Source organism: Sphingomonas larreae (genome assembly GCF_051400595.1).
Classification (GTDB): domain Bacteria; phylum Pseudomonadota; class Alphaproteobacteria; order Sphingomonadales; family Sphingomonadaceae; genus Sphingomonas.
Genome location: NZ_JBLFFI010000003.1, coordinates 422215 through 447183, shown reverse-complemented (window position 1 = coordinate 447183; position 24969 = coordinate 422215). Strand labels below are relative to the sequence as shown.

Sequence of the window (24969 nt, the reverse complement as noted above, 5' to 3'; positions counted from 1 at the left end):
TTTCGTCCCGCGGCGCAGCGCCCGGGGAAAGCTTCTTTACCATGCTGCGCATGGTCCCCGAGCGGGGAGGATCTTGTGGGCTCCTCACCCGCTCACCTCCCGTCTCCCCGACCGTGTCAACCCATTGCCAGCCGCCGACCCGCCGCCTAGGGTCCGCGCCGCTCCGACCCCTGTAAAACGAGACCCGATGACCCAGCCCCGCTACAAACGCATCCTGCTGAAACTCTCCGGCGAAGTGCTGATGGGTGAGGGCGGTCTCGCGATCGACCCCGCTGTCACCGCGCGTGTCGCGGAAGAGATCGCGGACGTGAAAGCGCAAGGCTACGAGCTGTGCGTCGTCGTCGGCGGGGGCAATATCTTCCGCGGGCTCGCCGCGGCGGCCAAGGGCTTCGAGCGCGGCACCGCCGATTATATGGGGATGCTCGCCACCGTCATGAACGCGCTCGCGGTGCAGAACGCGCTCGAGCAGATCGGAGTCGATACGCGGGTGCAGTCGGCCATCCCGATGCAGTCGGTATGCGAGCCCTTCATTCGCCGCCGCGCCGAGCGCCACCTGGAGAAAGGGCGGGTCGTGATCTTCGCCGCGGGCGTCGGCTCTCCCTTCTTCACCACCGACTCGGGCGCCGCGTTGCGGGCTGCGGAGCTCAACTGCGACGCGCTGTTCAAGGGCACGTCGGTGGACGGCGTGTACAACGCCGATCCGAAGAAAGACCCGCAGGCGACCCGCTACGAAACGGTCAGCTACGACATGGTGCTGGCCAAAAACCTCAAGGTGATGGACGCCAGCGCGGTGGCGCTGTGCCGGGATTCGAATATTCCCATCGTCGTGTTCAACATCCGCGAGCATGGCAATTTCGCTGCCGTGCTGCGTGGTGAGGGCGTGTCGACGGTGGTGCAGAAGGAAGTGGAGACGACCGATGCCCGCGTATGACAAGGCCGACCTGGAGCGCCGCATGAACGGCGCGGTGGAGTCGCTCAAGGGGGACCTGGCCGGCCTGCGCACCGGCCGCGCCTCGACCTCGCTGCTCGATCCGGTGACGGTCGAGGTGTACGGCGCGCACATGCCGCTTAACCAGGTGGCGACCGTGTCGGTGCCGGAGTCGCGCATGCTGTCGGTGCAGGTGTGGGACAAGACCAATGTCGGCCCGGTCGAGAAGGCGATCCGCTCCGCCGGGCTCGGACTCAACCCGATCAACGACGGTCAGACGCTGCGCCTGCCGATCCCCGACCTCACCGAAGAGCGCCGCAAGGAGCTCGCCAAGCTCGCCGGGCAATATTCGGAGAAGGCCAAGATCGCGGTGCGCAACGTCCGTCGCGACGGCATGGACGCGCTCAAGACCGACGAGAAGAAGGGCGTGATCTCGGAGGACGAGCGCAAGCGCCTAGAGACCGAGGTGCAGAAGCTGACCGACGCGACGATCGCCGACATCGACTCGGTATCGGCCGCGAAGGAAAAGGAAATCCTCAACAAGTGACGTCGCTCGCGCCTGGGAGGCAGGGCTGATGGCGACCGCCGCGATGCCGCGCGAGGCACCGTCGATGCTGCCGCGCCACGTCGCCATCATCATGGACGGCAACGGCCGCTGGGCTGCGCAGCGCCACCTGCCGCGTGCCGCCGGGCACCGCGCCGGGGTCGAGGCGGTACGCTCGGTCACCCGCGCCGCGCGCGCGCTGGGGCTCGAGGCGCTGACGCTCTATGCCTTCTCCTCAGAAAATTGGCGCCGCCCGGAGGAAGAGGTCGGCGCGCTGATGAAGCTGCTCAAGTTCTTCATCCGCAACGATCTGGCCGAACTGGTGCGAGAGAACGTGCGGCTGCGTGTGCTCGGCGACTATCGCCGCTTTCCCGCCGACGTGGTCGAGCTGGTCGACGACGCACTGGCGCGCACCGCTGCCAACACCGGGCCGATCCTGGCGATCGCGCTCAATTATGGCGCGCAGGCCGAGCTGGTCATGGCCGCCCGTCGCCTCGCCGAACGCGCGGCGCACGGCGGGCTCGCGCCCGAGACGATCGACTCCGCCGCGATCGAAGCCGAGCTGGAGACACGCGACCTGCCGCCGCTCGACCTGCTGATCCGCACCTCGGGCGAGCAGCGCCTGTCCAACTTCCTGCTGTGGCAGGCGGCCTATGCCGAGCTGCTGTTCGTGGATACGCTGTGGCCCGATTTCGACGCCGCCGCGCTCGCCGCCGCGCTCGACTCGTTCGGCAAGCGCCAGCGCCGCTACGGCGGGCTGTGACCTCCTTTTCATGACTGCACCGCCGCCCGACGCCAAGCTGCGTACCCCGTCCAATCTGAGGCTGCGGATGATCGCCAGCGCGGCGATGATCGCGGTTGCGAGCGTCGCACTCTTGCTCGGCGATATCGTCTTCTGGCTGCTCGCGGTGGTCATTGCGCTGTTCATGATGGCGGAATGGTCCGACCTGCAGAAGGTCCCACCCAAGACCAAGCGACTGGCGCAATTTGCACTGAGCGTGCCGCTCGCGACGATGGCGCCGGCGTGGTTGATCATTGAGCCGCGGCCATTCTTCACGCTGGGGCTGATCGCGGGCGGCGCGTTCTTCGTCGTCATCGTCACCCGCCTGCCGCAGCTCGCGCTTGGGGTGGTGTATTGCGCGCTGCCGGTGCTCGCGTTGGTGGTCCTGCGCCGCCAGGGTGACGGCTTGCTCGAGACCTTTTGGGCGATGTCGCTGGTATGGGCGTGCGATATCGGCGCCTATTTCGCCGGCCGGGCGATCGGCGGTCCCAAGCTGGCGCCGCGGCTTAGCCCTAACAAGACCTGGGCCGGGCTGGTCGGCGGTGCCGCGGCCGCCAGCACGCTCGGCGCGGTGCTCTACGCCGCGGCGGGGCTGCCGGCGCCGCTCGCGCTGGCCTCGCCGCTGCTCGCGGTGCTCGCGCAGGGCGGCGATCTCTATGAAAGCTGGCTCAAGCGTCGCGCCGGCGTGAAGGACTCGGGCAACATCCTGCCGGGCCACGGCGGCGTGCTTGACCGGCTCGACGGGCTGGTGCCGGTAGCGCCGGCTGCCGCGCTGCTGGTGGTATCGCTGGGTGCTTTCGGGTGAGGACGGTCAGTGTTCTGGGCGCGACCGGATCGGTGGGAACCTCGACGCTCGACCTGATCGAGCGCGAGCCCGAGCGCTTCCGTGTCGTTGCGCTCACCGCCAATGGCGACGTCGAACGGCTCGCCGCTGCGGCGATCCGCACCGGCGCAGAGCTCGCCGTGGTGGCGGACGAGGCGTGCCTTCCCGCGCTGCGTGATGCGCTCGCGGGCACCGGCACGGCGGTGGCGGGCGGCGCGCAGGCGGTGTGCGATGCCGCCGCGTCCGGCGCGGACTGGACGATGGGCGCGATTGTCGGCTGCGCCGGATTGCGCCCCACGCTGGCGGCGATCGAGCGCGGCGGTACGGTGGTGCTGGCCAACAAGGAGCCGCTCGTCTCGGCGGGGGACATCATCACCGCCGCGGCGCGCGCGCATGGCGCCACGCTGCTGCCCGCCGACAGCGAGCATAATGCGGTGTTCCAGTGTCTCGATCCGACCCGCCCCGAGAACGTGCGGCGGATCATCCTGACGGCGAGCGGCGGGCCGTTCCGCGACTGGTCGCTCGAGCAGATGGCTGCGGTGACGCCCGCGCAGGCGGTGGCGCACCCGAACTGGTCAATGGGCGCCAAGATCTCGGTCGACAGCGCGACGATGATGAACAAAGGGCTCGAGCTGATCGAGGCGGCGCGGCTGTTCCCGGTGCCGCCCGAGCGGATCGAGATCGTCATCCATCGGCAATCCGTGATCCACTCCATCGTCGATTACGTCGACGGCTCGATGCTGGCGCAGCTTGGTCCGAGCGACATGCGCGTGCCAATCGCCCATTGCCTCGCCTGGCCCGAGCGGATGGCGACCCCGATGGCACCGCTCGATCTCGTCAAGCTCGGCCGGCTCGACTTCGAGGCGCCCGACGCGCTGCGGTTCCACGCGCTGACCCTCGCGCGCGACGCCGCTGAAGCGGGCGGGGCGCGGCCGGCGATCCTCAACGCCGCGAACGAGGTGGCGGTGGCCGCTTTCCTCGCCGGTGCGATCGGCTTTCTTGAAATCGCCGCAATCGTCGACGATACGCTACAGCGCTACGACCCGGCCGCGCCGGAGACGCTCGACGCGGTGCTCGCGATCGACGCGGAGGCGCGGAGAAGGGCCGGTGAGCGCGTGAAGGATGGCGTCGCTTGATCCAGACCCCTGGCGTATTGATTACCGCTCTGGCCTTTGTCCTGGTGATCGGCCCGCTCGTCTTCGTGCATGAGATGGGACATTATCTGGCGGGGCGCTGGTTCGGCGTCCACGCCGAGGCGTTCTCGATCGGCTTTGGGCGCGAGATCGCGGGCTGGACCGACCGGCGCGGCACCCGCTGGAAGCTCGCCTGGCTACCGCTTGGCGGTTATGTCCGCTTCGCCGGTGACATGAACCCGGCGAGCCAGCCCGGCGCCGAGTGGCTCGCGCTTCCCGCTGCAGAGCGCGCCCGTACCTTCCAGGCAAAGCCGGTGTGGCAGCGCGCCATCATCGTCGCCGCCGGTCCAGTGGTGAACTTCGTCCTGGCGGTGCTAATCCTCGCCGGGTTCGCGCTCGCGTACGGCGACGCGCGTACCCCCGCGGTGGTGGGCGAGGCGCTGCCCGGCACCGCGGCGGCAGCGGCGGGCCTGCGCGCCGGCGACCGTGTGGTGGCACTGGGCGGGCGCGAGATGGACACGTTCGAGGACATGGTCCGCTACGTGAAAATCCGTGCCGGTGAGCGTATCCGCGTCGATTACGTCCGTGCCGATCGGCCCGCCTCGATTGAGGCGACGATCGGCACGCAGCGCCAGCGCGATCGGTTCGGCAATGAGTATCGCGTTGGCCTGCTCGGCATCGCGCCGGTCGCGCCCGTCATCACCCCGGTAGGCGTGTTCGAGGCACCGTTGGTCGCGGTGCGGCGCACCGGGCAGATCGTCGGCATGATGGTAGAGACGATCGGGCAGATCGTCACCGGGCGGCGCTCGGTGAAGGAGCTCGGCGGGCCATTATCGATCGCCAAAGCCTCGGGCGAGCAGTTCACGCTGGGGCCGGACGAATTCGTGTTCCTGATCGCGCTCGTTTCGATCAATCTCGGGTTCATCAACCTTTTGCCAGTGCCGATGCTCGATGGCGGGCATCTTTTCTTCTACGCGATCGAGGCGGTGCGGCGGAAACCCGCCCCCGCGTATGTGGTGGAATGGGCGTTCCGGGGCGGGTTGGCGGCGGTGCTGGCGCTGATGCTGCTGGTGACCTTCAACGACCTCGGCAATCGCGGGCTGTGGCAGCATCTGGCCGGCTTGATCGGGTGACGAAGGTAAGGCAGGGCGGCGCGAGCCGCATGCGAGGCGGTTTCTCTCGGGTGGGATTTAGGTGACGGTGCTGAACGTTTCAACTTCGCGGGCGCGTGCCTCGGCGACCTTGCTGGGCTGCACGATGCTGGCCGGCGTGCCGCTGGCCGCCGCGGCGCAGACCCGCCCTGCGCCCGCCGCGACGCCCTCGACCACCGCCGCGCCGCCAACCCAGGCTCCTGCCGCGGCTCCGCCGGCCGCACGCACGATCACGACGTTGCGCGTCGACGGCACGCAGCGGATCGAGCCCGAGACCGCGCTCAGCTACACCAAGCTGCGTCAGGGGCAGACGTATACCAACGAGACGCTCGATCAGGCGATCAAGGACCTCTACGCGAGCGACCTGTTCGCCGATGTGTCTATCGACGGCGCCGCGACCGGCAACATCGTCATTCGCGTGCGTGAGAACCCGATTATCAACCGGGTCATCTTCGAGGGTAACAAGCGCCTCAAGGAAGACAAGATCGGCAAGGAGGTACGGCTCAAGCCGCGCCAGATCTTCACCCGCTCGGCGGTGCGCGCCGACGTGGCGCGGATCATCGAGCTGTACCGCCGTCAAGGCCGTTTCGCCGCGACGGTTCAGCCCAAGATGGTCAGCCTCGACCAGAACCGCGTCGACGTGATCTTCGAGGTGAGCGAGGGGCCGAAATCCAAGGTCCGCCAGATCAACATCCTCGGCAACAAGGTGTTCGACGACGGCAAGCTGCGCGCGCAGATGGCCACCAAGGAGGCGCGCTTCTTCCGCATCCTGTCGTCCGGCACGTCATACGACCAGGACCGGCTTGCCTATGACCAGCAGAAGCTGCGGCAATTCTACCTCACCGAAGGCTATGCCGACTTCCGCGTGACCTCGGCGGTGGCCGAGCTGACGCCGGACCGCAAGGACTTCATCATCACCTACGTGGTCGAGGAGGGCGATCGCTACAAGTTTGGCGACGTCACGGTCGACAGCGACATTCGCGATTTCGATGGCAAGAAGATGGCCGGGACGCTCGGCATCAAGAAGGGCGACTGGTACAACGCCAAGCTGGTCGAGGACACGGTCGAGCATCTCAGCGAAACCGCTGGCCTGTTCGGCTATGCCTTTACCGAAGTGCAGCCGGAGTTCCAGCGCGATTCCGACGCGCACACGATGTCGATCAACTTCCACATCGGTCAGGCGCAGCGCACCTATGTCGAGCGGATCGACATCACCGGCAACACGCAGACGCAGGACAAGGTGGTGCGCCGCGAGGTCCGCCTCGCCGAAGGCGACGCCTTCAACAGCTTCCAAGTCAAGCGCTCGCAGGATCGCATCAACAGCCTGGGCTATTTCCAGGACAAGTTCGAGATCAAGCAGACGCCGGGCAGCTCGGCCGACCGGGTCGTGCTCGAGGCCAATGTCGAGGAAAAGTCGACCGGTGAGCTCCAGCTGTCGGCGGGCTTCTCGAGCCTCGAGCGCTTCATCATCCAGGCGAACATCACCCAGAACAACTTCCGCGGCAAGGGGCAGACGCTCCGTGCCGGTGTGAATTACTCGAGCTACTCCAAGTCGATCGAGCTGGGGTTCACCGAGCCGTACATCTTTGACAAGAACATCGCTCTCGGCGTCGACCTGTTCCGGCGAGACTATAATTCGTTCAACTTTTACGGCACCGATCGCCGCACCACCTATAGCCAGGTGTCAACCGGCTTCCAGATCCGCACCGGCGTGCCGCTGACCGAATATTGGCAGCTGGCCGGCCGCTACACCTTCTCGTACGACAAGGTCGGGCTGGATGAGAACTCCTTCTTCACCAACGGCGAGTGCGATCCACTCAAGGCCGGGCGTTACCTCTGCGACTCGCTTGGCAACCGGCTGACGTCGATGGTCGGTTACTCGCTGATCTACGACAGCCTCAACAGCCGTCTGCGCCCCACCGCCGGCCAGCGCTTCGTGTTCAGCCAGGACTTCGCCGGTCTCGGCGGATCGGTGCGGTACGTTCGTACCCGCGTCGAGGGGTCGAAGTTCTGGAACATCGGCAGCGGCTTCATCGCGTCGATCGTGGGCGAGGGCGGCTATATCCGCTCGCTCGAGAAGTCGCGCGGCGAAGGACGCGATCGCGTCCGCATCACCGACCGCTTCTATCTCGGGGAGCCGCAGTTCCGCGGTTTCGACATTCGTGGCGTCGGCCCGCGCGTGAAGCGGCAGTATTTCACCAATGACGCGAATGGCGCCCAGGTGCTGATCACCGATCGCGATCAGGTCATCGACGATGCGCTCGGCGGCAACGCTTATTACCTCGGCCGCTTCGAGATCGAGATCCCGCTCGGCTCGGGTGCGCGCGAGCTGGGGCTGCGGCCGTCGATCTATGCGCAGGTCGGCAGCCTGTTCAACATCACCCGCCCGCTGCCCACCGCGGTGTTCCCGACGACCAAGGACGCCAACGGCAACACCGTGGTGTTGCCGTTGCCGGTGTACAACAACAACACCGACAAGATCCCGCTCTATTATTATACCAATGCCGACGGTCTCAGCGTTTCCACCACCTGCGCCGCCGGCATTCCGGGCGCGAACGGCGCGTGCAACGGCGTGGTGCCCAACACCGCGCAGATCGCGTCGCAGCCGTTTGTCGAGACCTTCCTCGGTGACTCGGCCCGTCCGCGCGTCTCGGTGGGTGTCGGCGTCAACTGGAACTCGCCGTTCGGCCCGCTGCGGATCGATCTTGCGAAGGCGCTGGTGACCCAGCCCGGCGACGACAAGAAGCTCATTACCTTCAATGTAGGGACTCAGTTCTGATGACCACCTTCAAGCATCTCCTGCTCGCCGCCTCGCTGGTTGCGCCGGCCGCGCTCAGCGCCCCTGCGGCGACCGCGCAGGTTGGCGGTGTCGCGATTGCGGATCCCGAGGCGGCCGTGGCAAATTCGAAGGCCTGGGCGACCGCGCGCACGCAGATCCAGACCCAGTATAAGGCGCAGCTCGATCAGGCCAACACGCGCCGCCAGGCGATCCAGACCGAGCTCCAGCCGCTCGTCGCCGCGTACCAGAAGGCGGCGGCCGCACCCGGCGCGAGCGAGGCGTCGCTCCGCCCGCAGCTACAGGCGATCCAGACGCGCGAGCAGAGCGCGAACACCGAGCTGCAGCGGCTCACCGCCCCGGCCTCGCGCGCGCAGGCCTATGCGATCGAGCAGATCTCCGCCAAGCTGCAGGACGCGATCGGCGCCGCGACGCGCGCCAAGAACGTCAGCCTGCTGCTGCGCCCCAACGCCGCGCTCTTTGCGCAGCCGACTGCGGACATCACCTCGGCGATCACCGCCGAGCTCGACCGCGCGGTGCCGACCGTCGGCATCACGCCGCCGGCCAACTGGCAGCCCGGTCAGCAGGACGGCGGCGCTGCTGCCGCTGCGCCGGCTGCCGCTGCGCCCGCGACCAACAATCGCGCGCCGACCGGTCGATGAGCGACGCCCCGCTCGGTCAGTCACCCGGCGGGGCCGGCGGTGAGTCGAACGGGCCGATCGGCCCGTTCGACGTCACCCGCGTGATGGCGCTGCTGCCGCATCGCTATCCGATGCTGCTGGTGGATCGCGTCGAGACGCTGGTGCGTGACCGTTCGATCCGCGCCACCAAGGCGGTGTCGATCAACGAAAGCTTCTTCCAGGGTCATTTTCCCGGCCGCCCCATCATGCCGGGCGTGCTGATCGTGGAGGCGCTGGCGCAGGCCGCGGGCGTGCTGGCAGTCGAGAGCCTTGGCCTCGCCGGCTCGGGTAAGCTGGTCTATTTCATGGCGATCGAAGGCGCGAAGTTTCGCAAGCCGGTGGAGCCGGGCGTATTGCTCTCGCTTGAGGTCGAGTTCGTCCAGAAGCGCAGTGCGGTGTGCAAGTTCGCCGGGGTCGCGAAGATCGACGGTGTGGTGGCCGCCGAGGCCAATTTCACCGCGATGATCGCCGACCCACCCGCCGCGGCGTAGCACCGACCCACTGCACTTTGACTTTGCCGAACGCGCGCTGTAGGGCGCGCGGCTTGCTGTCCCAGGCTGGTCGGAACCAGCCACCTCAGGAGCGTGACCGTGAAGAAAGATACCCACCCCGACTATCACATGATCAAGGTGCAGATGACCGACGGCACCGTCTACGAGACTCGCTCCACCTGGGGCAAGGAGGGCGACGTGATGACGCTCGAGATCGACCCGCTCGCGCATCCGGCCTGGACCGGCGGCAAGGGGCAGATGCTCGATCAGGGTGGCCAGGTCGCGCGCTTCAACAAGCGCTTCGGCGGCGGGCTTACGCTGCGTAAGTAAACCCGTTGTTAGGCATGGCGGCGTAGCATCGCCGCCATGTTCGCTGCCGAATATGCCCCTGCCGAGCGCCCGGTCCGTCGCGGCCGCCGCCATTCGGTGACGGTCGAGGCACCGGTCGAGCAGAGCGGCATGGCACGCACCTTGTGCAAGGTGATCGATCTCTCGCTGCACGGTTGTCGGCTGCTGACCTTTTCCGCAATGGCGCGGAACGAGTCGATCTGGCTCAACATCCCTGGATTGGGCGTGGTCGCCGCGATCGTGGTCTGGGCGGACGATCTGGTCGCCGGCTGCCAGTTCCTTTCCCCTTTGACCGACGAGACGTTCGAGTCGCTGGCGATGCGATACGGTTTGCCGCATTGAAGAGCGACGCGCTGTTTGGACGTTGCAACGAATGCTGCGCGCCTTCCCGCGAGCCCTCTCCGCCGGCGTCACCCTGAACGCGTTGCAGGATCGCCGGTCGGCAGGCGCCTCCTGCCGTCAACGGAGCGGCACAGCCCGAGCCAAGTACAGGATGAGGTTGGGACCGGCGCTTTCACTGGACCGGGGCGCCTCGCCGAAAGGCGTGGCGCTCTCGCGCACGCCTTTACGCTTCCTCCACGCACACCACGCCGTCGCGCACTGCGACAATCCGCACCCGCGCGCCAGCGGGCAGATCGGGGCCGCGCGCGGGCCAGCTGCCGTCTCCCACTGCGACGCGGCCCCGGCCGTCGACGATCGCGCTCTCCAACCGGCTCACCTCTCCGACCAGCCGCGCCGCGCGGTCGTTGAGCCGCGCGTCGCCGCCGGGGACGGGATAGTCGCGGTACCAGCGCCGCCCGACGGTCACCGCAACCGCGCTCCACAAGGCGAAGGAGACGAGCTGTGCCGCAAGCGGCAGCGGCGTGATCGCATAGCTGATCGCCGCGGTAACCGCCGCCGCGAGCGCCAGAAAGACGAGGAACACGCCCGGCACGGCCAGCTCGGCGATGCCGAGCAGCAGCGCCGCGGCGACCCACGCCGCGCCTGGTTCACCCAGCCAATCCCAGCTCATCGCTGCGGGTCGAGCGCCGAGCGCGGCAGATCGAGCGGCGTCTCGGGCGAATCCGTCGGCGCGAGCACGCTCCTGGTCAGCTCGCCGATCCCGCCCAAGGTGCCGATCAGCTGGGTTGCCTCGACCGGGAAGAGGATCGTCTTGGCATTCGGGCTGGTCGCGAACTTGCCGACGGCCTCGACATATTTCTGCGCGACGAAATAATTTATCGCCTGCGTCCCGCCCGCCGAGATCGCGTCGGACACGACCTTCGTCGCCTTGGCCTCGGCCTCGGCGGCGCGCTCGCGCGCCTCGGCGTCGCGATAGGCCGACTCGCGGCGGCCCTCGGCCTCAAGGATGCGCGCCTGCTTCTGCCCCTCGGCGCGCAGGATCTCGGAGGCGCGCGAGCCCTCGGCGTCGAGGATGTTGGCGCGCTTCTCACGCTCGGCCTTCATCTGGCGGCCCATCGCCGCGACGATGTCGGCGGGCGGCCGAATGTCCTTGATCTCGACGCGCGTGATCTTGACCCCCCAGGGCACGGTGGCGTGATCCACCACCGAGAGCAGCCGCGCGTTGATCTCGTCGCGCTTCGACAGCGTCTCGTCGAGGTCCATCGATCCCATCACGGTGCGCAGGTTGGTGGTCGTCAGCTGGAGCAAGGCGACATAAAGGTCGGACACCTCATAGGCGGCCTTGGCGGCGTCGAGCACCTGGAAGAAGACGACGCCGTCAGTGGAGACGATCGCATTGTCCTTGGTGATGATCTCCTGCCCGGGAATGTCGATCACCTGCTCCATCATGTTCACGCGCCGGCCGACGCGGTAGAAGAAGGCCGGGTAGAAGTTGAAGCCGGGTGCGGCAGTGCCGGTGTAGCGGCCGAAATGCTCGATCGTGTACTGATAGCCCTGGCGGACGATCTTGATGCTCGTCAGCAGGTAGAAGACGACCAGCGCCAGGAACAACAGGGCCAGCGTCACGGTCATCGTCTCTCTCCCCCGCGATCTCACCGCGATCGCGCCGCTATCATAGCCGGTGCGGGGCGGGGGGCCTAGCGAGATGCGGGGAACGCGGTTACATGGCGCGCCACTCCTCGCTCCCAAGGATTCGGCGCCCCATGGACATCCGGCTCGGCCTCACCTTCGACGACGTGCTGCTCACGCCCGCCGAGTCCGCGGTGCTCCCCGGCGAGGCGGACACGCGGACGAAGCTGACGCGCGACATCGCGCTCAACATTCCGATCCTGTCCTCGGCGATGGACACCGTCACCGAGGCCGACATGGCGATCGTGATGGCGCAGCTGGGCGGAATGGGCGTGCTCCACCGCAACCTCACCGTCGACGAGCAGGTCGCCGCGGTGCGGCAGGTCAAGCGCTTCGAGAGCGGGATGGTGGTCAACCCGATCACGATCGCGCCCGAGGCGACGCTGGCGCAGGCACAGGCGCTGATGAAGGCCAATCGAATCAGCGGTATCCCGGTGGTGGAGCGCGACGGCAAGCTGGTCGGCATCCTCACCAACCGCGACGTCCGCTTCGCCGAGAACCCGAACCAGCCGGTCGCCGAGCTGATGACGCGCGAGAACCTCGTCACCGTCTCGACCGGGGTCGCGAAGGAAGAGGCGCGCCGGCTGCTCCACCAGCGCCGCATCGAGAAATTGCTGGTGGTGGACGACGCCTATCGCTGCGTCGGGCTGATCACCGTGAAGGACATCGAGAAAGCGGTGATGTACCCGGAGGCGACCAAGGACGCCGCCGGCCGCCTGCGCGTCGCTGCCGCCACCACCGTGGGCGACAAGGGCTTCGCGCGCACCGAGGCTTTGGTCGACGCCGAGTGCGACCTGATCGTCATCGACACCGCGCACGGCCACAATCGCGATGTCGCGCGCGCGGTCGAGCGGGTGAAGAAGCTGTCCAACTCGGTCCAGGTCGTCGCCGGCAACGTCGCCACCGGCGAGGCGACGCGCGCGCTGATCGACGCGGGTGCGGACGGCATCAAGGTCGGCATCGGGCCGGGCTCGATCTGCACCACCCGCGTCGTCGCGGGCGTCGGCGTGCCCCAGCTCACTGCGGTGATGGATTGCGCCGAGGCCGGCGCCGCCGCGGGCGTTCCGGTGATCGCCGACGGTGGACTGCGCACCTCGGGCGATCTCGCCAAGGCGCTGGCCGCGGGCGCATCGACCTGCATGGTCGGCTCGTTGCTCGCGGGAACCGAGGAGGCGCCGGGAGAAACCTTCCTTTATCAAGGCCGTGCCTACAAATCCTACCGCGGCATGGGAAGTGTCGGCGCGATGGGACGCGGCTCGGCCGATCGCTATTTCCAGGGCGAGGTGCGCGATCAGCTCAAGCTCGTGCCCGAGGGGATCGAGGGGCAGGTGCCCTATAAGGGGCCGGCGCGCGACGTCATTCATCAGCTGGTCGGCGGCATCAAGGCGGCGATGGGCTATACCGGCTCGGGGACGATCCGCGACCTGCAAGAGCGTGCGCGCTTCGTCCAGATCACCGGCGCCGGGCTCAAGGAGAGCCACGTCCATGACGTCACGATCACGCGCGAGGCGCCCAATTACCCGACCCGCTGAGTGACTCCCGCGGCGCGCACCCAGGCGGCAATCGAGCTGCTCGACACGATCGTCGCAGCCGCCGAACAAGGTGGCGCCGCGGCCGACACGTTGATCGCGCGCTATTTCGCGACGCGTCGCTACGCCGGATCGAAGGATCGCCGCGCCGTGCGCGAGCTGGTCTATGCCGCCATCCGTGCGCTCGGGGAGCGGCCGGCGAGCGGGCGCGCCGCGCTGGTTGCGCTGGCTCGCCAGGACGCGGCACTCGCCGCTACGTTCGACGGCTCGCCGCACGGCCCGGCGCCGATCGGCGACGAGCCCGCGGCCACGCCGGGCGTGCTGCCGCGCTGGCTGGCGGAGCGGTTCGCGGCGTCGGGGCTCGACGATGACGAGCAGGCCGCACTGGTGGAGCGTGCGCCGCTCGACGTGCGCGTCAACCGACTGCGCGGAGAGGCCCCCACGATCGACGGCGCGACGCCGATCCCCGGCCTCCCTCATGCGCTGCGGCTGCCCGCGGGGACCGACCTCGCGCCCTACGCGGGGCTGGTCGAGGCTCAGGACGCCGGCAGCCAGGCGGTGACGCTCGCCGCGGGCGCCGCGCCGGGCATGACGGTGCTGGATCTCTGCGCCGGGGCGGGGGGCAAGAGCCTCGCGCTCGCCGCCGCCATGGCGGATCAGGGGCGGATCATCGCCAGTGACGTCGACCGCGCGCGGCTCGCGCGGTCGGCGCCCCGCGCTGCGCGAGCCGGCGCGACGATCATCGAGACCCGGCTGCTCGACGGCGGTCGCGAAGCCGCCGCGCTCGCGGACGTCAGCGCCGATGTCGTGTTCGTCGACGCGCCCTGCTCCGGCAGCGGCACGTGGCGGCGCAACCCCGAGGCGCGCTGGCGGCTCACCCCCGATCGGCTCGAGCGCTACGCCGCGTTGCAGCGCCATGTGCTCGCACTTGGCGCGCCGCTGGTGCGCGCGGGCGGTGCGCTGGTGTTCGTCACCTGCTCGCTGCTCGACGCCGAGGGGGCGGACCAGATCGAGCGCTTCCTTGCCGATCATCCCGACTGGAGCGCCGAGCCGCTCGCGCTCCCGTTCGGGCGCGCGCGCGGGGGCGGTCTCCGGCTCACCCCAGCGCACGATGGCACCGACGGTTTTTTCGTCGCGCGGCTGCGGGCGCCATGCTAGGCGACGGTGATCGTGTCGAAGCTGGAGCCGTTCATGCGTTTCACCTCGGTGGCCACTGCCGCGGCGCTGGCGCTGGCGTCGATCTCGACCTCGCTGCACGGTCAGCGCCCGGACGATCAGATTGATGCGCGCAGCCTCGCGCTGCTTCAGCAAGGGAAGGCGGCACGCGCGGCGGGCAATCTCGATGGCGCGACGGACTTGTTCGAGAGCGCGGTGGCGGTCGATCCGCGCAACCGACAGGCGTTCATCGCGCTCGCCCAGATCGCGGAGGCTCGGCAGCTGCCGGGCAAGGCGATCCGCTTGTATCGCGAGGCGCTGCTGCTCGAGCCCAACGACATCGCTGCGCTGGCCGGACAAGGCGAGGCGATGGTGATGAAGGGCGCGGTCGAGCGCGCGAAACAGAATCTCGCGCGGGTCCGCACCTTATGCCAGGGCCAGTGCACGCAGGCGACCGAGCTGGCCGCGGTCATTGCGAAGGGGCCGCCCGTGACCACCGCGCAGGTCGCCGCGCCCGCCGCGGTGCCGCCGGCCACCGCGCGGTCGTCGCGCGACTGAACCGCTCGCCTCGCCGCGACGAACCGGCTAAGCTTCAGCCACAGCGCGCTTCTCGCCGCCTCATCAGATCGAACCGCACCGCTTTGCCGACCCTCCACGCCTTCGCCAACCCGGCCCGCTTCCTGCGGATCGCTCGCCCGCTGACGCCTTGGCTGTGGTGGGTCGGGGTGGCGCTCGTCGTGCTCGGCAGCTGGGCCGGACTGACGCAAACGCCGCCTGATTACCTCCAGGGCGAGACGGTTCGCATCCTGTACGTCCACGTTCCTGCGGCCTGGCTCGGCATGGGCGGGTGGAGCGCCATCGCGCTGTCGAGCATCGCCTTTCTGGTCTGGCGTCACCCGCTCGCCGAGGTCGCCGCACGCGCTGCCGCGGTGCCGGGGGCGACCTTCGCCGCCTTGTGCCTCGTGACCGGCGCGATCTGGGGACGGCCGACCTGGGGGACGTGGTGGCAGTGGGACGGGCGGTTGACCTCGATGCTGCTGCTGTTCTTCGTCTATCTCGGCTTTATCGCACTCGCCAACGCCGACCGCGAGCGCGGCGGGGACGGGCGCGTCCCGGCAATCTACGGCATTGCCGGCACGGTGCTGCTGCCGATCATCCGCTACTCGGTGGTTTGGTGGAACACGCTTCATCAGGGACCGAGCATCGGGCTGACCTCGTCGACGATCGATCGTTCGCTGCTGTGGCCGCTGCCGATCATGCTGCTGGGCTTCTCCTGCCTGTTCGGCGCGATCGTGCTGATGCGGATGCGCGCGATCCTCGCCGCAGCGAAGGCCGAGGCGCGGTTGCGGCGGAGGGCGCTGGCGTGAACCCCTGGCCCTTCGTGATCGCTGCCTACACGCTGGTGCTCGGCGCGGGTGCGCTGGTCGGCTGGCTAAGCTATCGCGCGATGCGGAAGCACGAGCGATGACTCCCAAGTCGCAGCGGATGACGCTGGTGGCACTCGGTGCGGTCGCGCTCGCCGCGGCGGCGCTGCTGGCATTGTCCGGCCTGCGTAGCCAGGCCGCCTTCTTCTATGCACCGAGCGACGTGCGCGGCGCGCCACCCGCGCCGGACAAAGCGGTGCGGCTCGGCGGGATGGTGGAGCGCGGTTCGCTTCGGCGCGCGCAGGACGGCGTGTCGCTCAGCTTCACCGTTACCGACGGCAAGTCGACCACGCCGGTGCGGTTCAGCGGCATTGCGCCCGACCTGTTCCGCGAGGGTTCGGGCGTCGTGGCGGAGGGACATTTCAACCCGGACGCCTCCTTCACCGCGACCAATCTGCTGGCCAAGCACGACGAGAAATACATGCCGCCGCAGATGGCGAGGAAGATGCACGAGACCCGCACGCTGGAGCCGCGCTGATGGGCTTTGTCGTGCTGCTGATCCTGGCCGCACTCGCCTTTGGCACGCTCGCGCTCCTACGCGCCGAGCGCGCACTCTGGACGCTGCTCGCCGCGGCTTTGTGTCTGGGCGGCGCGGGCTACGCATGGCAGGGATCGCCGACGCTTGCGGCGGCTCCGGTGCGGCCGCGCATGACCAGCGCCACGATCGAACCGGAGGAGATCGCGCTGCGGGATAGTCTCCTCGGCCGCTATACCACCGACACCGCCTATCTCGTCGCGGCAGATGCGATGACCCGCAGCGGCAACAGCGGTGCGGCGGCGCGCGTCGTGCTCGGCGGCCTCTCCAAACTTCCTCAAAGCTTCATCCTGTGGACCTGGGCCGGTGTCACGCTGGCGGCCGAGGCGGGTGATCGCCTGTCCCCGCCGGCGCTGCTTGCGTTCCGCCAGGCGGCGCGGCTCGCGCCCGAGCATCCGGCGCCGCCTTATTATCTCGGTATGGCTTATCTGAAGGCGGGACAACTGCCGCAGGCACGCGCCTGCTGGGTACGCGCGATCCGCTTGTCCGCGACGGGCACGGATTACCAGCGCGAGCTGGTGCGCCGTTTGATCGTACTCGATCAGTTCATCGCCGCAGGCGGACCGTCGGGTCGCTGATCCGGTCGCGTGGCCGGCGGCGTCCCGACGGTCTGGGGTGGCGGAGCGATCAGTCCGCCGATTTGCCGCGCCCGGTCTGCTCCTGCAGCGAGTCGATCCGCTTCGAAGCGTCCGCCTTGCTCAGCCCGTCGTCGAACGCCTCGCCGGCCTCTTCGCTGAGCGTTTTGAGGTAGCTGGCCTGCGCGCCGGTCATCGGTTCATCGCCCGTGGTCCAATCATCCGGATCCTTCTCCGCGTTCGAGAACGGGTGGCTCTTGGGATTGTCTTCGCTCATCATCATATCCTTCCGGTGGCGACAACCATTTCGTTCGATCTCTGTTCCGCGTTGCCGACCTCGGGTGCGCGTGCTAGGCGCGGCGCTACCATGGGTAGACACGCGGGCGACGCCTTGAGCACGGTCGGGAACGCATGAGCGTGAACACCGACGACCCGGCGGTCCGCGCGCAGACCTCCGGTCATCATCATCATCGCGAAGGGAACGGCGGGCTTGCCCGCCTCGCGCTCGGCGCGATCGGCGTGGTGTATGGCGACATCGGCACCAGCCCGTTGTACGCGATGAAGGAGGTGTTCGTCGGACACCATCCGCTCGCGGTCGATCCGCTGCATATCTTTGGTGTGATCAGCCTGGTGTTCTGGTCGCTCATGCTGATCGTGACGCTGAAATATGTGCTGATCATCCTGCGCGCGGACAATAACGGGGAGGGCGGCAGCCTTGCGCTGCTTGCGCTGATCCAGCGGCGATCGGGGGCAGGGAAGCGCTGGGGACCGAGCCTCGTCATTCTCGGGGTGCTCGCCACCGCCTTGTTCTTCGGCGATTGCATGATCACTCCGGCGATCTCGGTCCTCTCTGCGGTGGAGGGGCTCGCGACGGTCGAGCAGGGGTTCGATTCGTTCGTGCTGCCGATTGCGGTGACGATCCTCATCGCGCTCTTCTATATGCAGTCGATCGGGACGGAGAAGGTCGGACGGCTGTTCGGGCCGATCATGCTGGTCTATTTCATCGTGCTGGCGGTGATGGGCGGCATCCATATCATCGCTCGGCCCGACATCTTCTATGCGCTCAACCCGATGTACGCGGTGCGCTTCGCCGCCAACGACGGCCAGCTTGCGTTTCTCGCGCTCGGCTCGGTGGTGCTCGCGGTGACCGGAGCGGAAGCGCTTTACGCTGACATGGGGCATTTCGGGCGCAAGCCGATCTCCTATGCGTGGCTCGGCTTCGTCCTGCCTGCGCTGATGATCAACTATCTCGGCCAGGGCGCCTTGCTGCTGGAGCAGCCCGCCGCGGCGGAGAACCCCTTCTTCCTCATGGCACCCGAGAGCTGGCGGCTGTGGCTGGTGATCCTCGCGACGATGGCGACCGTGATCGCAAGCCAGGCGGTGATCACCGGTGCCTATTCGGTGGTGCAACAGGCGGTACAGCTTGGGCTGATGCCGCGGATCCGCATCACCCATACCAGCGCGTCCGAGGCGGGGCAGATCTACATTCCTGCCGCCAATTGGGCGCTGATGGTCATGGTGCTGCTGCTGGTGTTCGGCTTTGGCGAGTCGTCGAATCTCGCGGCGGCATACGGCATCGCTGTGACGGGAACGATGTTCATCTCCACCTGCATGGTGGGCGTGCTGATCCGGCGCGTCTGGCACTGGCCGATCTGGGCGACCGCGCTGTTCGAGATCACCTTCCTGTCGATCGATGGCCTGTATTTCGCATCCAACCTCACCAAGGTGCCCGATGGCGGCTGGTTCCCGCTGCTGGTCGCGGTGATCGTCTTCGTGCTGCTCACCACTTGGTCGCAAGGGCGCAAGCTGATGCTCGAGCGGATGCGCGAGGCGGCGATGCCGATCAAGATCTTCATCGACTCGGCCGCGACCTCGGCAACGCGCGTGCCCGGGACGGCGGTGTTCATGACCTCCACCCCTGAAGGCGTGCCGCACGCGCTTCTGCACAATCTCAAGCACAATCGTGTTCTGCACGACCGCGTGATCCTGTTGACGGTACGGGTGACCGACATGCCCTATTTCCCCGAGGACGACCGCTTCCTCCACGAGGATCTGGGGCAGGGCTTCCACCGTGTGGTGCTGCGCTATGGCTTCATGGAGGAGCCAGACGTGCCCGCGCATCTGCGCTCCTATGACGGTTGCGGCGCCGAGTTCCGGATGATGGACACCAGCTTCTTCCTCAGCCGCCAGACTTTGCTCGCTTCGGATCGGCCGGGAATGGCGATCTGGCGCGAGAAACTGTTCAGCTGGATGTTGCGCAATGCGGAGAGCGCAATGGAATTTTTCCGGCTGCCGACCAATCGCGTGGTCGAGCTCGGCAGTCAGATCGAGATTTGACCGACCTTGCCGCCCCGACGGCCGCGCCTGTCATCGTGACGGCGCTGTTCGGTGCGTCGGACCAGGCATTTTTCGACGCGCAGCGACAGGCCTATTTTCCACCCGAGCGCAATCAGCTCGCCGCGCACCTGACGCTGTTCCATCATCTGCCGCCGTCATGCGCGCCGGAGCTGCGTCAGCAGCTGCAGCACGAGACCCGCGGCGTCGCCGCGCCGCAGGCGCGACTGGCGGGAGTGATCTCGCTGGGGCGCGGCGTGGCGTATCGCATCGAGAGCGCGGCGCTGGAGGCGATCAGGGCACGGCTGGTAGAGACCTTTCATGGACTGCTCACCCCGCAAGATCAGGCGGGCTGGCGCGCCCATGTCACGGTGCAGAACAAGGTCACGCCCGCTGAGGCCCGCGCGCTGCTGGACCGGCTGCGCGGCGAGCTGGTCGAAAGCCCCGTGGCGATCGCGGGGCTCGGCGCCTATTGGTATCGCGGCGGGCCCTGGGAGCCGCTTTCGCGTCATCTTTTCGCGCGGTGAGCGCCGAGTGCCGGCAGAAGAGTGCGGCCCCGTCCCACGGTAGCGCTCGCGCCAGCCACAGTTTCTCTGCCTCCTGTACTTGCTTCCTTGCGAGAACCGGCGCGTCCAAGATGACCGAAGTTTAACGCAACGCGCGAGCGCCGCACCCGTATGTACTGGGTCGTACTATTCGGAGGCTGTCATGCGGTTGGTAACTCTGCTCGCTCTCCCGCTCCTCCTTGCCACCGTCTCGCCCGCCTTTGCCAAGGGATGTATCCGCGGCGTAGCGGCTGGCGCGGTGGCGTGGCATTTCGTCGGCAAGGGACATGCGGTGCTCGGTGCCGCCGCTGGCTGCGCAACCGCGCACCACCATTATGCGAGACAGGCGCGTGCCCAGAAAGCCGCGACAACGGCGCCGCACCGCTGAGATCGTAAGGCTTAATCGTGTGGTCGTCGTTGCCCGCAGCCGGCGTACCCCGTCCCGTGAAGGAATCGCCTCACCAAAATGGCAGTGGCGCGACCTACACCGAACAGCCATCTCTCGAGCGTGCGCTCTTCTAACGACAACAGCCTGGAGCAGACGGCTGCTGCCCTTATTACGCAGCACGGTGCGCGAGTCCGGCAACATATCGTCGATCAGATCCTCGCGGCTATCCGAATGAGCGACCTTGACGCTGCAAAGCGATGGGACGAGGTTGGGCAGGCCGTCGACCGCAAGCTAGCGGCCTAGGCCTCCACCGCACGGGCGCGCGGCGCCAAGCAAACCTGACCAGTTCGGGGAGCCGGAAGATCGCGCCTGAAGGCCAAGACGGCATCGACCAGCCTCGAACCCGCGTATCCATTCCTCGCGCTCGCTCGACGAAAGGTCTGACATGTAAGGGCATTCTTCTACACAGCCCTGCGGCTTTAACCCGGTAAGCCGACCCTGGTTATAAGGGTTCAACAGCATCTTACTCCCCCAGCGTTCTTTCGGTGCCCTCCATCTAAGGATGTTAGGGCTAACATCCTTACCAAAGCGTTAAGGATTACGAACGCGCAGCGGTGAGTGACTCCTAAACTCGCGGTTCTCCCGCAGCGGCTTGATCTCTGCAGCGACGAGTCCGAGCTTAAAGCATGCCTGACGACTCGCCTTGAATCACGACTGAGGGGTTAGCCACGTTGAAGTGAGTGCGCTCCTGATGGATCTGCTCGATGCACAGGAGAGATGCCAACGATCCTTACGCTTCTTTTTCTCGCAGCCGCATCTCAGGCTGGGCACGAGAGCCCCGCTTCTTCAGGCCGACCCGCCGGCGGGAAGGTGACCTGCCGCCGCATCCCACCGTATCTCAGCCACATCGTCGAGCGTAAGTGCGTGAATGAGGCGGGCTGGGCGGCTTGGCAGCGAGCAGTCGACGGACAGCCTGGTGGGCACATGACTCCGTCCAACTCAGGACGATTCGGTGTGCCACTCAGTGCAGTTCGAGGTGGTCAAACCCGCCGCTAGCGTTAGCGGGGTGCAGCTAAGCTACTCCGTCGATGCCTCCGCGCCGCGTACAATTGAGTAGAACGAGAGCGCGGCCAATATGCTGAGCAGTAGGATGCAGGCTCCGACGCTTATCAGTAGCCTCGCCAGCACGTTAACGTTTTCCATTGCTCCGCCCTCCCAATCCCCCTGCGTACCATATCGAATTCGACGATATGGTAACTGCTGGATGCGGTGGCTTATCCACTCCGCCAGTGTTCAATAAGCGGTTCGGACGAGTCGCCTCCAATCTATTCAGCTTCCCAGACCGGGACTCGAGTAGATTTTATACAAATCAGGTGTTCTGCACCAGCCGCGGATACAACTTTGCGTTTCGGTCAGCGGCATTCCATCCACGCGGGGTGGCCAGCGTCGACCAGTCTGGTGACAATCCACCGCATTGGTTGGAGCGGCGGCCCATGCGGCTTGCCGCGTCCACTTGCGGCTGCGGTCCAGAAGGTCACCAGCAGCTCGTCATCGGGTAGGTAGGGGCGCAGTACGCCTGTGGAGAGCCGCGCGGAAGATGTGCAGACGTCCTCGTCGCGCGCGCCGCGGTTGGCGTCGCTTAACACTGCGAGCGCCAAGTTCATCAGTAATGATCGAGCGCGGTGGACGCGGCAATCAGCAACGCTCTCCTTATTCGGTCGTCACTTCTCCGGACCCCCGGGCCAGACGAAAGATGCCGGCGCAGAGGGCGCTTGGCGACGTCGGCTCCCCTCCCAAACGCAGACATCACGGCGGAGGTCGCCGCCGGCGCGATGGCGATCTTATGCCTGTAGATGAGTGATGATGAGCCATGCTGCACCCGTGCGACAGCCGCTACCTGAGTCCGGTCACGCCCAATCTCAGTCGTTCAGTTGATCTGCGCCCCAGGCTGAAAGCGTGCGCAGCTTTCCCGTCTCCATGCCCGAAAAGCATCGTCGAGAAGCTCAATTGGGAGCAGATTTCGGAATGCGTCTCCGTCAGAGAACCTCAAGCCGTGCAAGCGCCCGCTGCGTTACGTCGAACACACGACGACCGGCAAACAACTTCAAGCCCTATCAAAACGCCGGACTTGCCCGTGGCTCCGCCGCTGTTATTCCGGCCGATGAGAATGGTGACGGGCGGGAACGTCGCTTGAGGGTCAAGCGCCGCCACGCGTCGAAACGAACCTTGCAGCTTTGCCTTCACGGCAGGCAGAACATCCATGCAGGAGCGGGCCTCCCTGTATACCGCCTTCTCCCTACTCACCGCTTTCGCAAGCGCCTCACCTGACATGATGCGATTAGGAACGAACTGGCGAACGCCGTCCGTGCCCTTGTCTATGTAATCCTGTTGGAGCGTGCTCCCGGAGGGTTTGCCGTTGGCGGCGTCATAGAGCCGGTAAAAGGCGGTCACATCTGACGTGCGAACCTCAACGGGATGCAGGGTGCTTGCCGGCGCGCTCACGGCGACCATGACCCAAGCTGCCCCGATCGCCCGCCTCACGCCCACGCTGTGCTCCCGCCCAGTCGACGTTTTCCGTACCATGAATACACGCACCGCCAAGAGTTCCTCATCAACCATCCCTCGCTGCGCGGCGATCCGCGTCGCCTAGGCGGTGCGCAGGTCGCATGCGAGCGTAGTCAGCCGGCGCTTTCCCGCGCCTGACTGGCCCTCGAGGTAGAGTCGGGCGAGTCACTCAATCTGGTCGAGACTGTCGCTCACGACGCGCCCGTTGTCACCGCGATCGCCGCGTCACCGAGCAAGACCAGCCACAGTCGTGTGGCGCACGGAGTGCGACACACACGGCGTCGCTCTTCACCCTACGGGTTCGTTCAGATCGAGCGTGCGCGAAAGATCGTGGGGCTCGACGTCAAGCAGCTCCGCCCCAAACACGAACGGGGCATCGTGCGGGCCCTCGAGCAGCTCGCGCTGATAGCGCGCCGCGTTGAGCACGTATGTCGAGGACCTTGGATGCGACATAGGCGATATGCCTGAGCTAACGGTCGGGAGGCGCATGTCGTGGTCGGCCGAGCCGAACTCGACCGAACAGGACATGTGAGAGGAAAGGGGCGATGAGCCGGTCGCCATGTCGGACCGGGCTCAAGGAGGAACGGTGCGCGCCGACGGGCGCACATGCACAAAGCCGCCCGTCACGAGTGACGAGCGGCTGAAGCTCTGAGCGAGCGGTGTTACGGATTACGATGGTAGCGGAGGAGGGACTTGAACCCCCGACACGCGGATTATGATTCCGCTGCTCTAACCAGCTGAGCTACTCCGCCCCAAGGGCTGTCGCCGAAGCGAGGGCGCCTCTTAGCAGGGCGCGCGGCGCCGTCAAGCGCGAACCGGCACACCATACAGATCATGGTCGTCGGCATCCTCGACCATGACCGACACGATGTCACCGGGCACGAGTTGGCCGGCGTCGCGCAGCTGGACCTCCCCGTCGATCTCCGGCGCATCCGCCTTCGAGCGTGCGGTCGCACCGCCGCTGTCGACATCCACCGCGTCGACGATCACTTCGAGCGTGCGCCCGACCTTGGCGGCGAGCTTCGCCGCCGAGATCCCCGCGGTCTTCTCCATGATCCGCGCGTAGCGCTCTTCCTTCACTGCCTCGGGCACCTGGTCGGGCAGCTCGTTCGCCGCAGCGCCCGCGACAGGCTCGAAGCGGAACGCGCCGACGCGATCCAGCTGGGCCTCGTCGAGCCAGTCGAGCAGATATTGGAAATCGGCCTCGGTCTCGCCCGGAAAGCCAACCACGAAGGTCGAACGGAGCGCGATGTCGGGGCAGATCGCGCGCCACGTATGAATCCGGCTCAGCACCTTGGCGTCGTTGGCCGGCCGCTTCATGCGTCGCAGCACCGCGGGCGCGGCGTGCTGGAACGGAATGTCGAGATAGGGCAGCACCAGCCCCTCCGCCATCAGCGGGATCACCTGGTCGACATGCGGATAGGGATAGACATAGTGCAGCCGCACCCAAGGGGCGATCTGGCCGAGCTCGCGCGCCAGATCGGTCATGTGCGGGCGCACCTCGCGCCCCTTCCACAGTCGCGGCTGGTCGCGAATGTCGATGCCGTAAGCGCTCGTATCCTGGCTGATCACCAGCAATTCGCGCGTCCCCGCCGCGACCAATTTCTCCGCTTCGCGTAAGATCGCGTCGGGGCGACGGCTGGCGAGATCGCCGCGCAACGATGGTATGATGCAGAAGGAGCAGCGGTGGTTGCAGCCCTCGGAGATCTTCAGATAGCTGTAGTGGCGCGGCGTCAGTTTCAGCCCGGCGTCAGGGATCAGATCGACGTACGGGCTGATCGCGGCGGGCGCAGCGGCATGCACCGCTTCGACCACCTGCTCATATTCGTGCGCACCCGTGATCGCGAGCACGTCGGGGAAGCGCTGCCGGATCGCCTCGGCTTCCTTGCCCATACAGCCAGTGACGATAACGCGCCCGTTCTCGGCGATGGCCTCGCCGATCGCGTCGAGGCTCTCCTCCTTGGCGGAATCGAGGAACCCGCAGGTGTTGACGAGCACGACGTCGGCACCGGCATAGTCGGCCGACATCTGGTAGCCATCGGCGCGAAGCTGGGTGAGGATTCGCTCGGAATCGACCAGGTTCTTGGGACAGCCGAGCGAGACCATGCCGACGCGCGGCGGGGAGGGAAGTTGCGTTGCCATGAGTTGGCGCGCACATAATGCGCGACGGCCGGATTTGCCAGCACCGCCGCCGAAACGATAGGAACGTCGCGTGAACGGGCGGGAGACAGGC

At 67.0% G+C, this 24969-nt stretch carries 27 protein-coding genes and 1 tRNA gene; 20 read left to right on the top strand and 8 right to left on the bottom strand.

Annotated elements, in window-relative coordinates:
- The first annotated feature begins 187 nt into the window (after window positions 1–187).
- The 11 genes from pyrH to ACMGDM_RS13620 all read left to right on the top strand — a co-directional run bounded on the left by pyrH (window position 188) and on the right by ACMGDM_RS13620 (window position 9997).
- Window positions 188–931, top strand: coding sequence for a UMP kinase (pyrH, locus tag ACMGDM_RS13670; protein WP_436804657.1), 744 nt, complete (start codon window positions 188–190; stop codon window positions 929–931).
- Complete coding sequence (frr, locus tag ACMGDM_RS13665) at window positions 918–1475, top strand: ribosome recycling factor (RefSeq protein WP_436804656.1); 558 nt, start codon at window positions 918–920, stop codon at window positions 1473–1475. The genes pyrH and frr overlap by 14 nt, the downstream gene beginning before the upstream one ends.
- A 28-nt stretch (window positions 1476–1503) precedes the next feature.
- On the top strand, window positions 1504–2235 hold the full coding sequence (locus ACMGDM_RS13660; protein WP_436804655.1) for an isoprenyl transferase: 732 nt from the start codon (window positions 1504–1506) through the stop codon (window positions 2233–2235).
- 10 nt (window positions 2236–2245) lie between these two features.
- Window positions 2246–3058, top strand: coding sequence for a phosphatidate cytidylyltransferase (locus tag ACMGDM_RS13655; protein WP_436804654.1), 813 nt, complete (start codon window positions 2246–2248; stop codon window positions 3056–3058).
- Window positions 3055–4212, top strand: coding sequence for a 1-deoxy-D-xylulose-5-phosphate reductoisomerase (locus ACMGDM_RS13650; RefSeq protein ID WP_436804653.1), 1158 nt, complete (start codon window positions 3055–3057; stop codon window positions 4210–4212). The genes ACMGDM_RS13655 and ACMGDM_RS13650 overlap by 4 nt, the downstream gene beginning before the upstream one ends.
- Complete coding sequence (locus ACMGDM_RS13645; protein WP_436804652.1) at window positions 4209–5342, top strand: M50 family metallopeptidase; 1134 nt, start codon at window positions 4209–4211, stop codon at window positions 5340–5342. The genes ACMGDM_RS13650 and ACMGDM_RS13645 overlap by 4 nt, the downstream gene beginning before the upstream one ends.
- A gap of 124 nt (window positions 5343–5466) precedes the next feature.
- Window positions 5467–8139, top strand: a complete 2673-nt coding sequence (gene bamA / locus ACMGDM_RS13640) for an outer membrane protein assembly factor BamA (RefSeq protein WP_436804843.1) — start codon at window positions 5467–5469, stop codon at window positions 8137–8139.
- Complete coding sequence (locus ACMGDM_RS13635; protein WP_436804651.1) at window positions 8139–8798, top strand: OmpH family outer membrane protein; 660 nt, start codon at window positions 8139–8141, stop codon at window positions 8796–8798. Before bamA ends, ACMGDM_RS13635 begins: the two co-directional genes overlap by 1 nt.
- Window positions 8795–9307: a 3-hydroxyacyl-ACP dehydratase FabZ gene (gene fabZ / locus ACMGDM_RS13630; RefSeq protein WP_436804650.1), complete on the top strand. Its 513-nt coding sequence runs from the start codon at window positions 8795–8797 to the stop codon at window positions 9305–9307. The genes ACMGDM_RS13635 and fabZ overlap by 4 nt, the downstream gene beginning before the upstream one ends.
- Window positions 9308–9406: 99 nt before the next feature.
- Window positions 9407–9637, top strand: a complete 231-nt coding sequence (gene rpmE, locus ACMGDM_RS13625; RefSeq protein WP_183943387.1) for a 50S ribosomal protein L31 — start codon at window positions 9407–9409, stop codon at window positions 9635–9637.
- Window positions 9638–9673: 36 nt separating this feature from the next.
- Window positions 9674–9997, top strand: coding sequence for a PilZ domain-containing protein (locus ACMGDM_RS13620; protein WP_436804649.1), 324 nt, complete (start codon window positions 9674–9676; stop codon window positions 9995–9997).
- Between the two features lie 223 nt (window positions 9998–10220).
- Here the strand turns inward: ACMGDM_RS13620 and ACMGDM_RS13615 are convergent, their stop codons facing one another.
- Both ACMGDM_RS13615 and ACMGDM_RS13610 read right to left on the bottom strand, forming a co-directional pair.
- On the bottom strand, window positions 10221–10667 hold the full coding sequence (locus ACMGDM_RS13615) for an NfeD family protein (RefSeq protein ID WP_436804648.1): 447 nt from the start codon (window positions 10665–10667) through the stop codon (window positions 10221–10223).
- Window positions 10664–11629 (bottom strand): SPFH domain-containing protein, encoded by a 966-nt coding sequence (locus ACMGDM_RS13610; RefSeq protein ID WP_436804647.1) that lies wholly within the window; start codon window positions 11627–11629, stop codon window positions 10664–10666. Before ACMGDM_RS13610 ends, ACMGDM_RS13615 begins: the two co-directional genes overlap by 4 nt.
- 131 nt (window positions 11630–11760) lie before the next feature.
- On the opposite strand from ACMGDM_RS13610, the gene guaB reads away from it, so the two are divergent.
- The 6 genes from guaB to ACMGDM_RS13580 all read left to right on the top strand — a co-directional run bounded on the left by guaB (window position 11761) and on the right by ACMGDM_RS13580 (window position 16907).
- Window positions 11761–13218, top strand: coding sequence for an IMP dehydrogenase (gene guaB / locus ACMGDM_RS13605; protein WP_436804646.1), 1458 nt, complete (start codon window positions 11761–11763; stop codon window positions 13216–13218).
- Window positions 13219–14373 (top strand): RsmB/NOP family class I SAM-dependent RNA methyltransferase, encoded by a 1155-nt coding sequence (locus ACMGDM_RS13600; protein ID WP_436804645.1) that lies wholly within the window; start codon window positions 13219–13221, stop codon window positions 14371–14373. It begins immediately after the preceding gene.
- 33 nt (window positions 14374–14406) lie between these two features.
- The gene (locus ACMGDM_RS13595) at window positions 14407–14928 is read left to right on the top strand and encodes a tetratricopeptide repeat protein (protein ID WP_436804644.1); all 522 of its coding nucleotides are present in this window, start codon (window positions 14407–14409) and stop codon (window positions 14926–14928) included.
- An 83-nt stretch (window positions 14929–15011) separates the two neighbouring features.
- On the top strand, window positions 15012–15737 hold the full coding sequence (gene ccmC / locus ACMGDM_RS13590; RefSeq protein WP_436804643.1) for a heme ABC transporter permease CcmC: 726 nt from the start codon (window positions 15012–15014) through the stop codon (window positions 15735–15737).
- Between the two features lie 97 nt (window positions 15738–15834).
- Window positions 15835–16272, top strand: a complete 438-nt coding sequence (gene ccmE / locus ACMGDM_RS13585) for a cytochrome c maturation protein CcmE (protein ID WP_436804642.1) — start codon at window positions 15835–15837, stop codon at window positions 16270–16272.
- Window positions 16272–16907 carry a tetratricopeptide repeat protein gene (locus ACMGDM_RS13580; RefSeq protein WP_436804641.1) on the top strand — a complete coding sequence of 212 codons (636 nt, stop codon included), beginning with the start codon at window positions 16272–16274 and terminating at the stop codon, window positions 16905–16907. Before ccmE ends, ACMGDM_RS13580 begins: the two co-directional genes overlap by 1 nt.
- Window positions 16908–16956: 49 nt before the next feature.
- Here the strand turns inward: ACMGDM_RS13580 and ACMGDM_RS13575 are convergent, their stop codons facing one another.
- Window positions 16957–17184: a DUF3072 domain-containing protein gene (locus ACMGDM_RS13575; protein ID WP_436804842.1), complete on the bottom strand. Its 228-nt coding sequence runs from the start codon at window positions 17182–17184 to the stop codon at window positions 16957–16959.
- Window positions 17185–17321: 137 nt separating this feature from the next.
- On the opposite strand from ACMGDM_RS13575, the gene ACMGDM_RS13570 reads away from it, so the two are divergent.
- From ACMGDM_RS13570 to ACMGDM_RS13560, 3 genes are all read left to right on the top strand, one after another.
- Window positions 17322–19241 carry a potassium transporter Kup gene (locus ACMGDM_RS13570; RefSeq protein ID WP_436804841.1) on the top strand — a complete coding sequence of 640 codons (1920 nt, stop codon included), beginning with the start codon at window positions 17322–17324 and terminating at the stop codon, window positions 19239–19241.
- Between the two features lie 35 nt (window positions 19242–19276).
- Window positions 19277–19765: a 2'-5' RNA ligase family protein gene (locus ACMGDM_RS13565; protein WP_436804640.1), complete on the top strand. Its 489-nt coding sequence runs from the start codon at window positions 19277–19279 to the stop codon at window positions 19763–19765.
- Between the two features lie 181 nt (window positions 19766–19946).
- On the top strand, window positions 19947–20171 hold the full coding sequence (locus ACMGDM_RS13560; RefSeq protein WP_436804639.1) for a hypothetical protein: 225 nt from the start codon (window positions 19947–19949) through the stop codon (window positions 20169–20171).
- Window positions 20172–21583: 1412 nt separating this feature from the next.
- Here the strand turns inward: ACMGDM_RS13560 and ACMGDM_RS13555 are convergent.
- The 5 genes from ACMGDM_RS13555 to rimO all read right to left on the bottom strand — a co-directional run bounded on the left by ACMGDM_RS13555 (window position 21584) and on the right by rimO (window position 24878).
- Entirely contained in the window at window positions 21584–21835 is a 252-nt protein-coding gene (locus tag ACMGDM_RS13555) for a hypothetical protein (protein ID WP_436804638.1), read from the bottom strand.
- 382 nt (window positions 21836–22217) lie between these two features.
- A complete protein-coding gene (locus ACMGDM_RS13550; RefSeq protein WP_436804637.1) occupies window positions 22218–22790 on the bottom strand; it encodes a hypothetical protein in 573 nt (190 codons plus the stop codon).
- A gap of 234 nt (window positions 22791–23024) precedes the next feature.
- Window positions 23025–23162, bottom strand: coding sequence for a hypothetical protein (locus ACMGDM_RS13545; RefSeq protein ID WP_436804636.1), 138 nt, complete (start codon window positions 23160–23162; stop codon window positions 23025–23027).
- A 249-nt stretch (window positions 23163–23411) separates the two neighbouring features.
- A tRNA-Met gene (locus ACMGDM_RS13540) sits at window positions 23412–23488 on the bottom strand.
- Between the two features lie 52 nt (window positions 23489–23540).
- The gene (gene rimO, locus ACMGDM_RS13535) at window positions 23541–24878 is read right to left on the bottom strand and encodes a 30S ribosomal protein S12 methylthiotransferase RimO (protein ID WP_436804635.1); all 1338 of its coding nucleotides are present in this window, start codon (window positions 24876–24878) and stop codon (window positions 23541–23543) included.
- Window positions 24879–24969: the final 91 nt, after the last annotated feature.

Bases quoted from the DNA above. Each gene is read 5' to 3' on its own strand.
- ACMGDM_RS13655 (WP_436804654.1), top strand. From the start codon at position 2,246: ATGACTGCACCGCCGCCCGACGCCAAGCTGCGTACCCCGTCCAATCTG.
- ACMGDM_RS13615 (WP_436804648.1), bottom strand. From the start codon at position 10,667: ATGAGCTGGGATTGGCTGGGTGAACCAGGCGCGGCGTGGGTCGCCGCG.
- rimO (WP_436804635.1), bottom strand. From the start codon at position 24,878: ATGGCAACGCAACTTCCCTCCCCGCCGCGCGTCGGCATGGTCTCGCTC.
- ccmE (WP_436804642.1), top strand. From the start codon at position 15,835: ATGACTCCCAAGTCGCAGCGGATGACGCTGGTGGCACTCGGTGCGGTC.
- fabZ (WP_436804650.1), top strand. From the start codon at position 8,795: ATGAGCGACGCCCCGCTCGGTCAGTCACCCGGCGGGGCCGGCGGTGAG.
- bamA (WP_436804843.1), top strand. From the start codon at position 5,467: ATGCTGGCCGGCGTGCCGCTGGCCGCCGCGGCGCAGACCCGCCCTGCG.
- ACMGDM_RS13560 (WP_436804639.1), top strand. From the start codon at position 19,947: ATGCGGTTGGTAACTCTGCTCGCTCTCCCGCTCCTCCTTGCCACCGTC.
- ACMGDM_RS13610 (WP_436804647.1), bottom strand. From the start codon at position 11,629: ATGACCGTGACGCTGGCCCTGTTGTTCCTGGCGCTGGTCGTCTTCTAC.
- frr (WP_436804656.1), top strand. From the start codon at position 918: ATGCCCGCGTATGACAAGGCCGACCTGGAGCGCCGCATGAACGGCGCG.
- pyrH (WP_436804657.1), top strand. From the start codon at position 188: ATGACCCAGCCCCGCTACAAACGCATCCTGCTGAAACTCTCCGGCGAA.
- ACMGDM_RS13550 (WP_436804637.1), bottom strand. From the start codon at position 22,790: ATGGTTGATGAGGAACTCTTGGCGGTGCGTGTATTCATGGTACGGAAA.
- guaB (WP_436804646.1), top strand. From the start codon at position 11,761: ATGGACATCCGGCTCGGCCTCACCTTCGACGACGTGCTGCTCACGCCC.
- ACMGDM_RS13660 (WP_436804655.1), top strand. From the start codon at position 1,504: ATGGCGACCGCCGCGATGCCGCGCGAGGCACCGTCGATGCTGCCGCGC.
- ACMGDM_RS13575 (WP_436804842.1), bottom strand. From the start codon at position 17,184: ATGATGAGCGAAGACAATCCCAAGAGCCACCCGTTCTCGAACGCGGAG.
- ACMGDM_RS13620 (WP_436804649.1), top strand. From the start codon at position 9,674: ATGTTCGCTGCCGAATATGCCCCTGCCGAGCGCCCGGTCCGTCGCGGC.
- ACMGDM_RS13555 (WP_436804638.1), bottom strand. From the start codon at position 21,835: ATGAACTTGGCGCTCGCAGTGTTAAGCGACGCCAACCGCGGCGCGCGC.
- ACMGDM_RS13580 (WP_436804641.1), top strand. From the start codon at position 16,272: ATGGGCTTTGTCGTGCTGCTGATCCTGGCCGCACTCGCCTTTGGCACG.
- ACMGDM_RS13595 (WP_436804644.1), top strand. From the start codon at position 14,407: ATGCGTTTCACCTCGGTGGCCACTGCCGCGGCGCTGGCGCTGGCGTCG.
- ACMGDM_RS13635 (WP_436804651.1), top strand. From the start codon at position 8,139: ATGACCACCTTCAAGCATCTCCTGCTCGCCGCCTCGCTGGTTGCGCCG.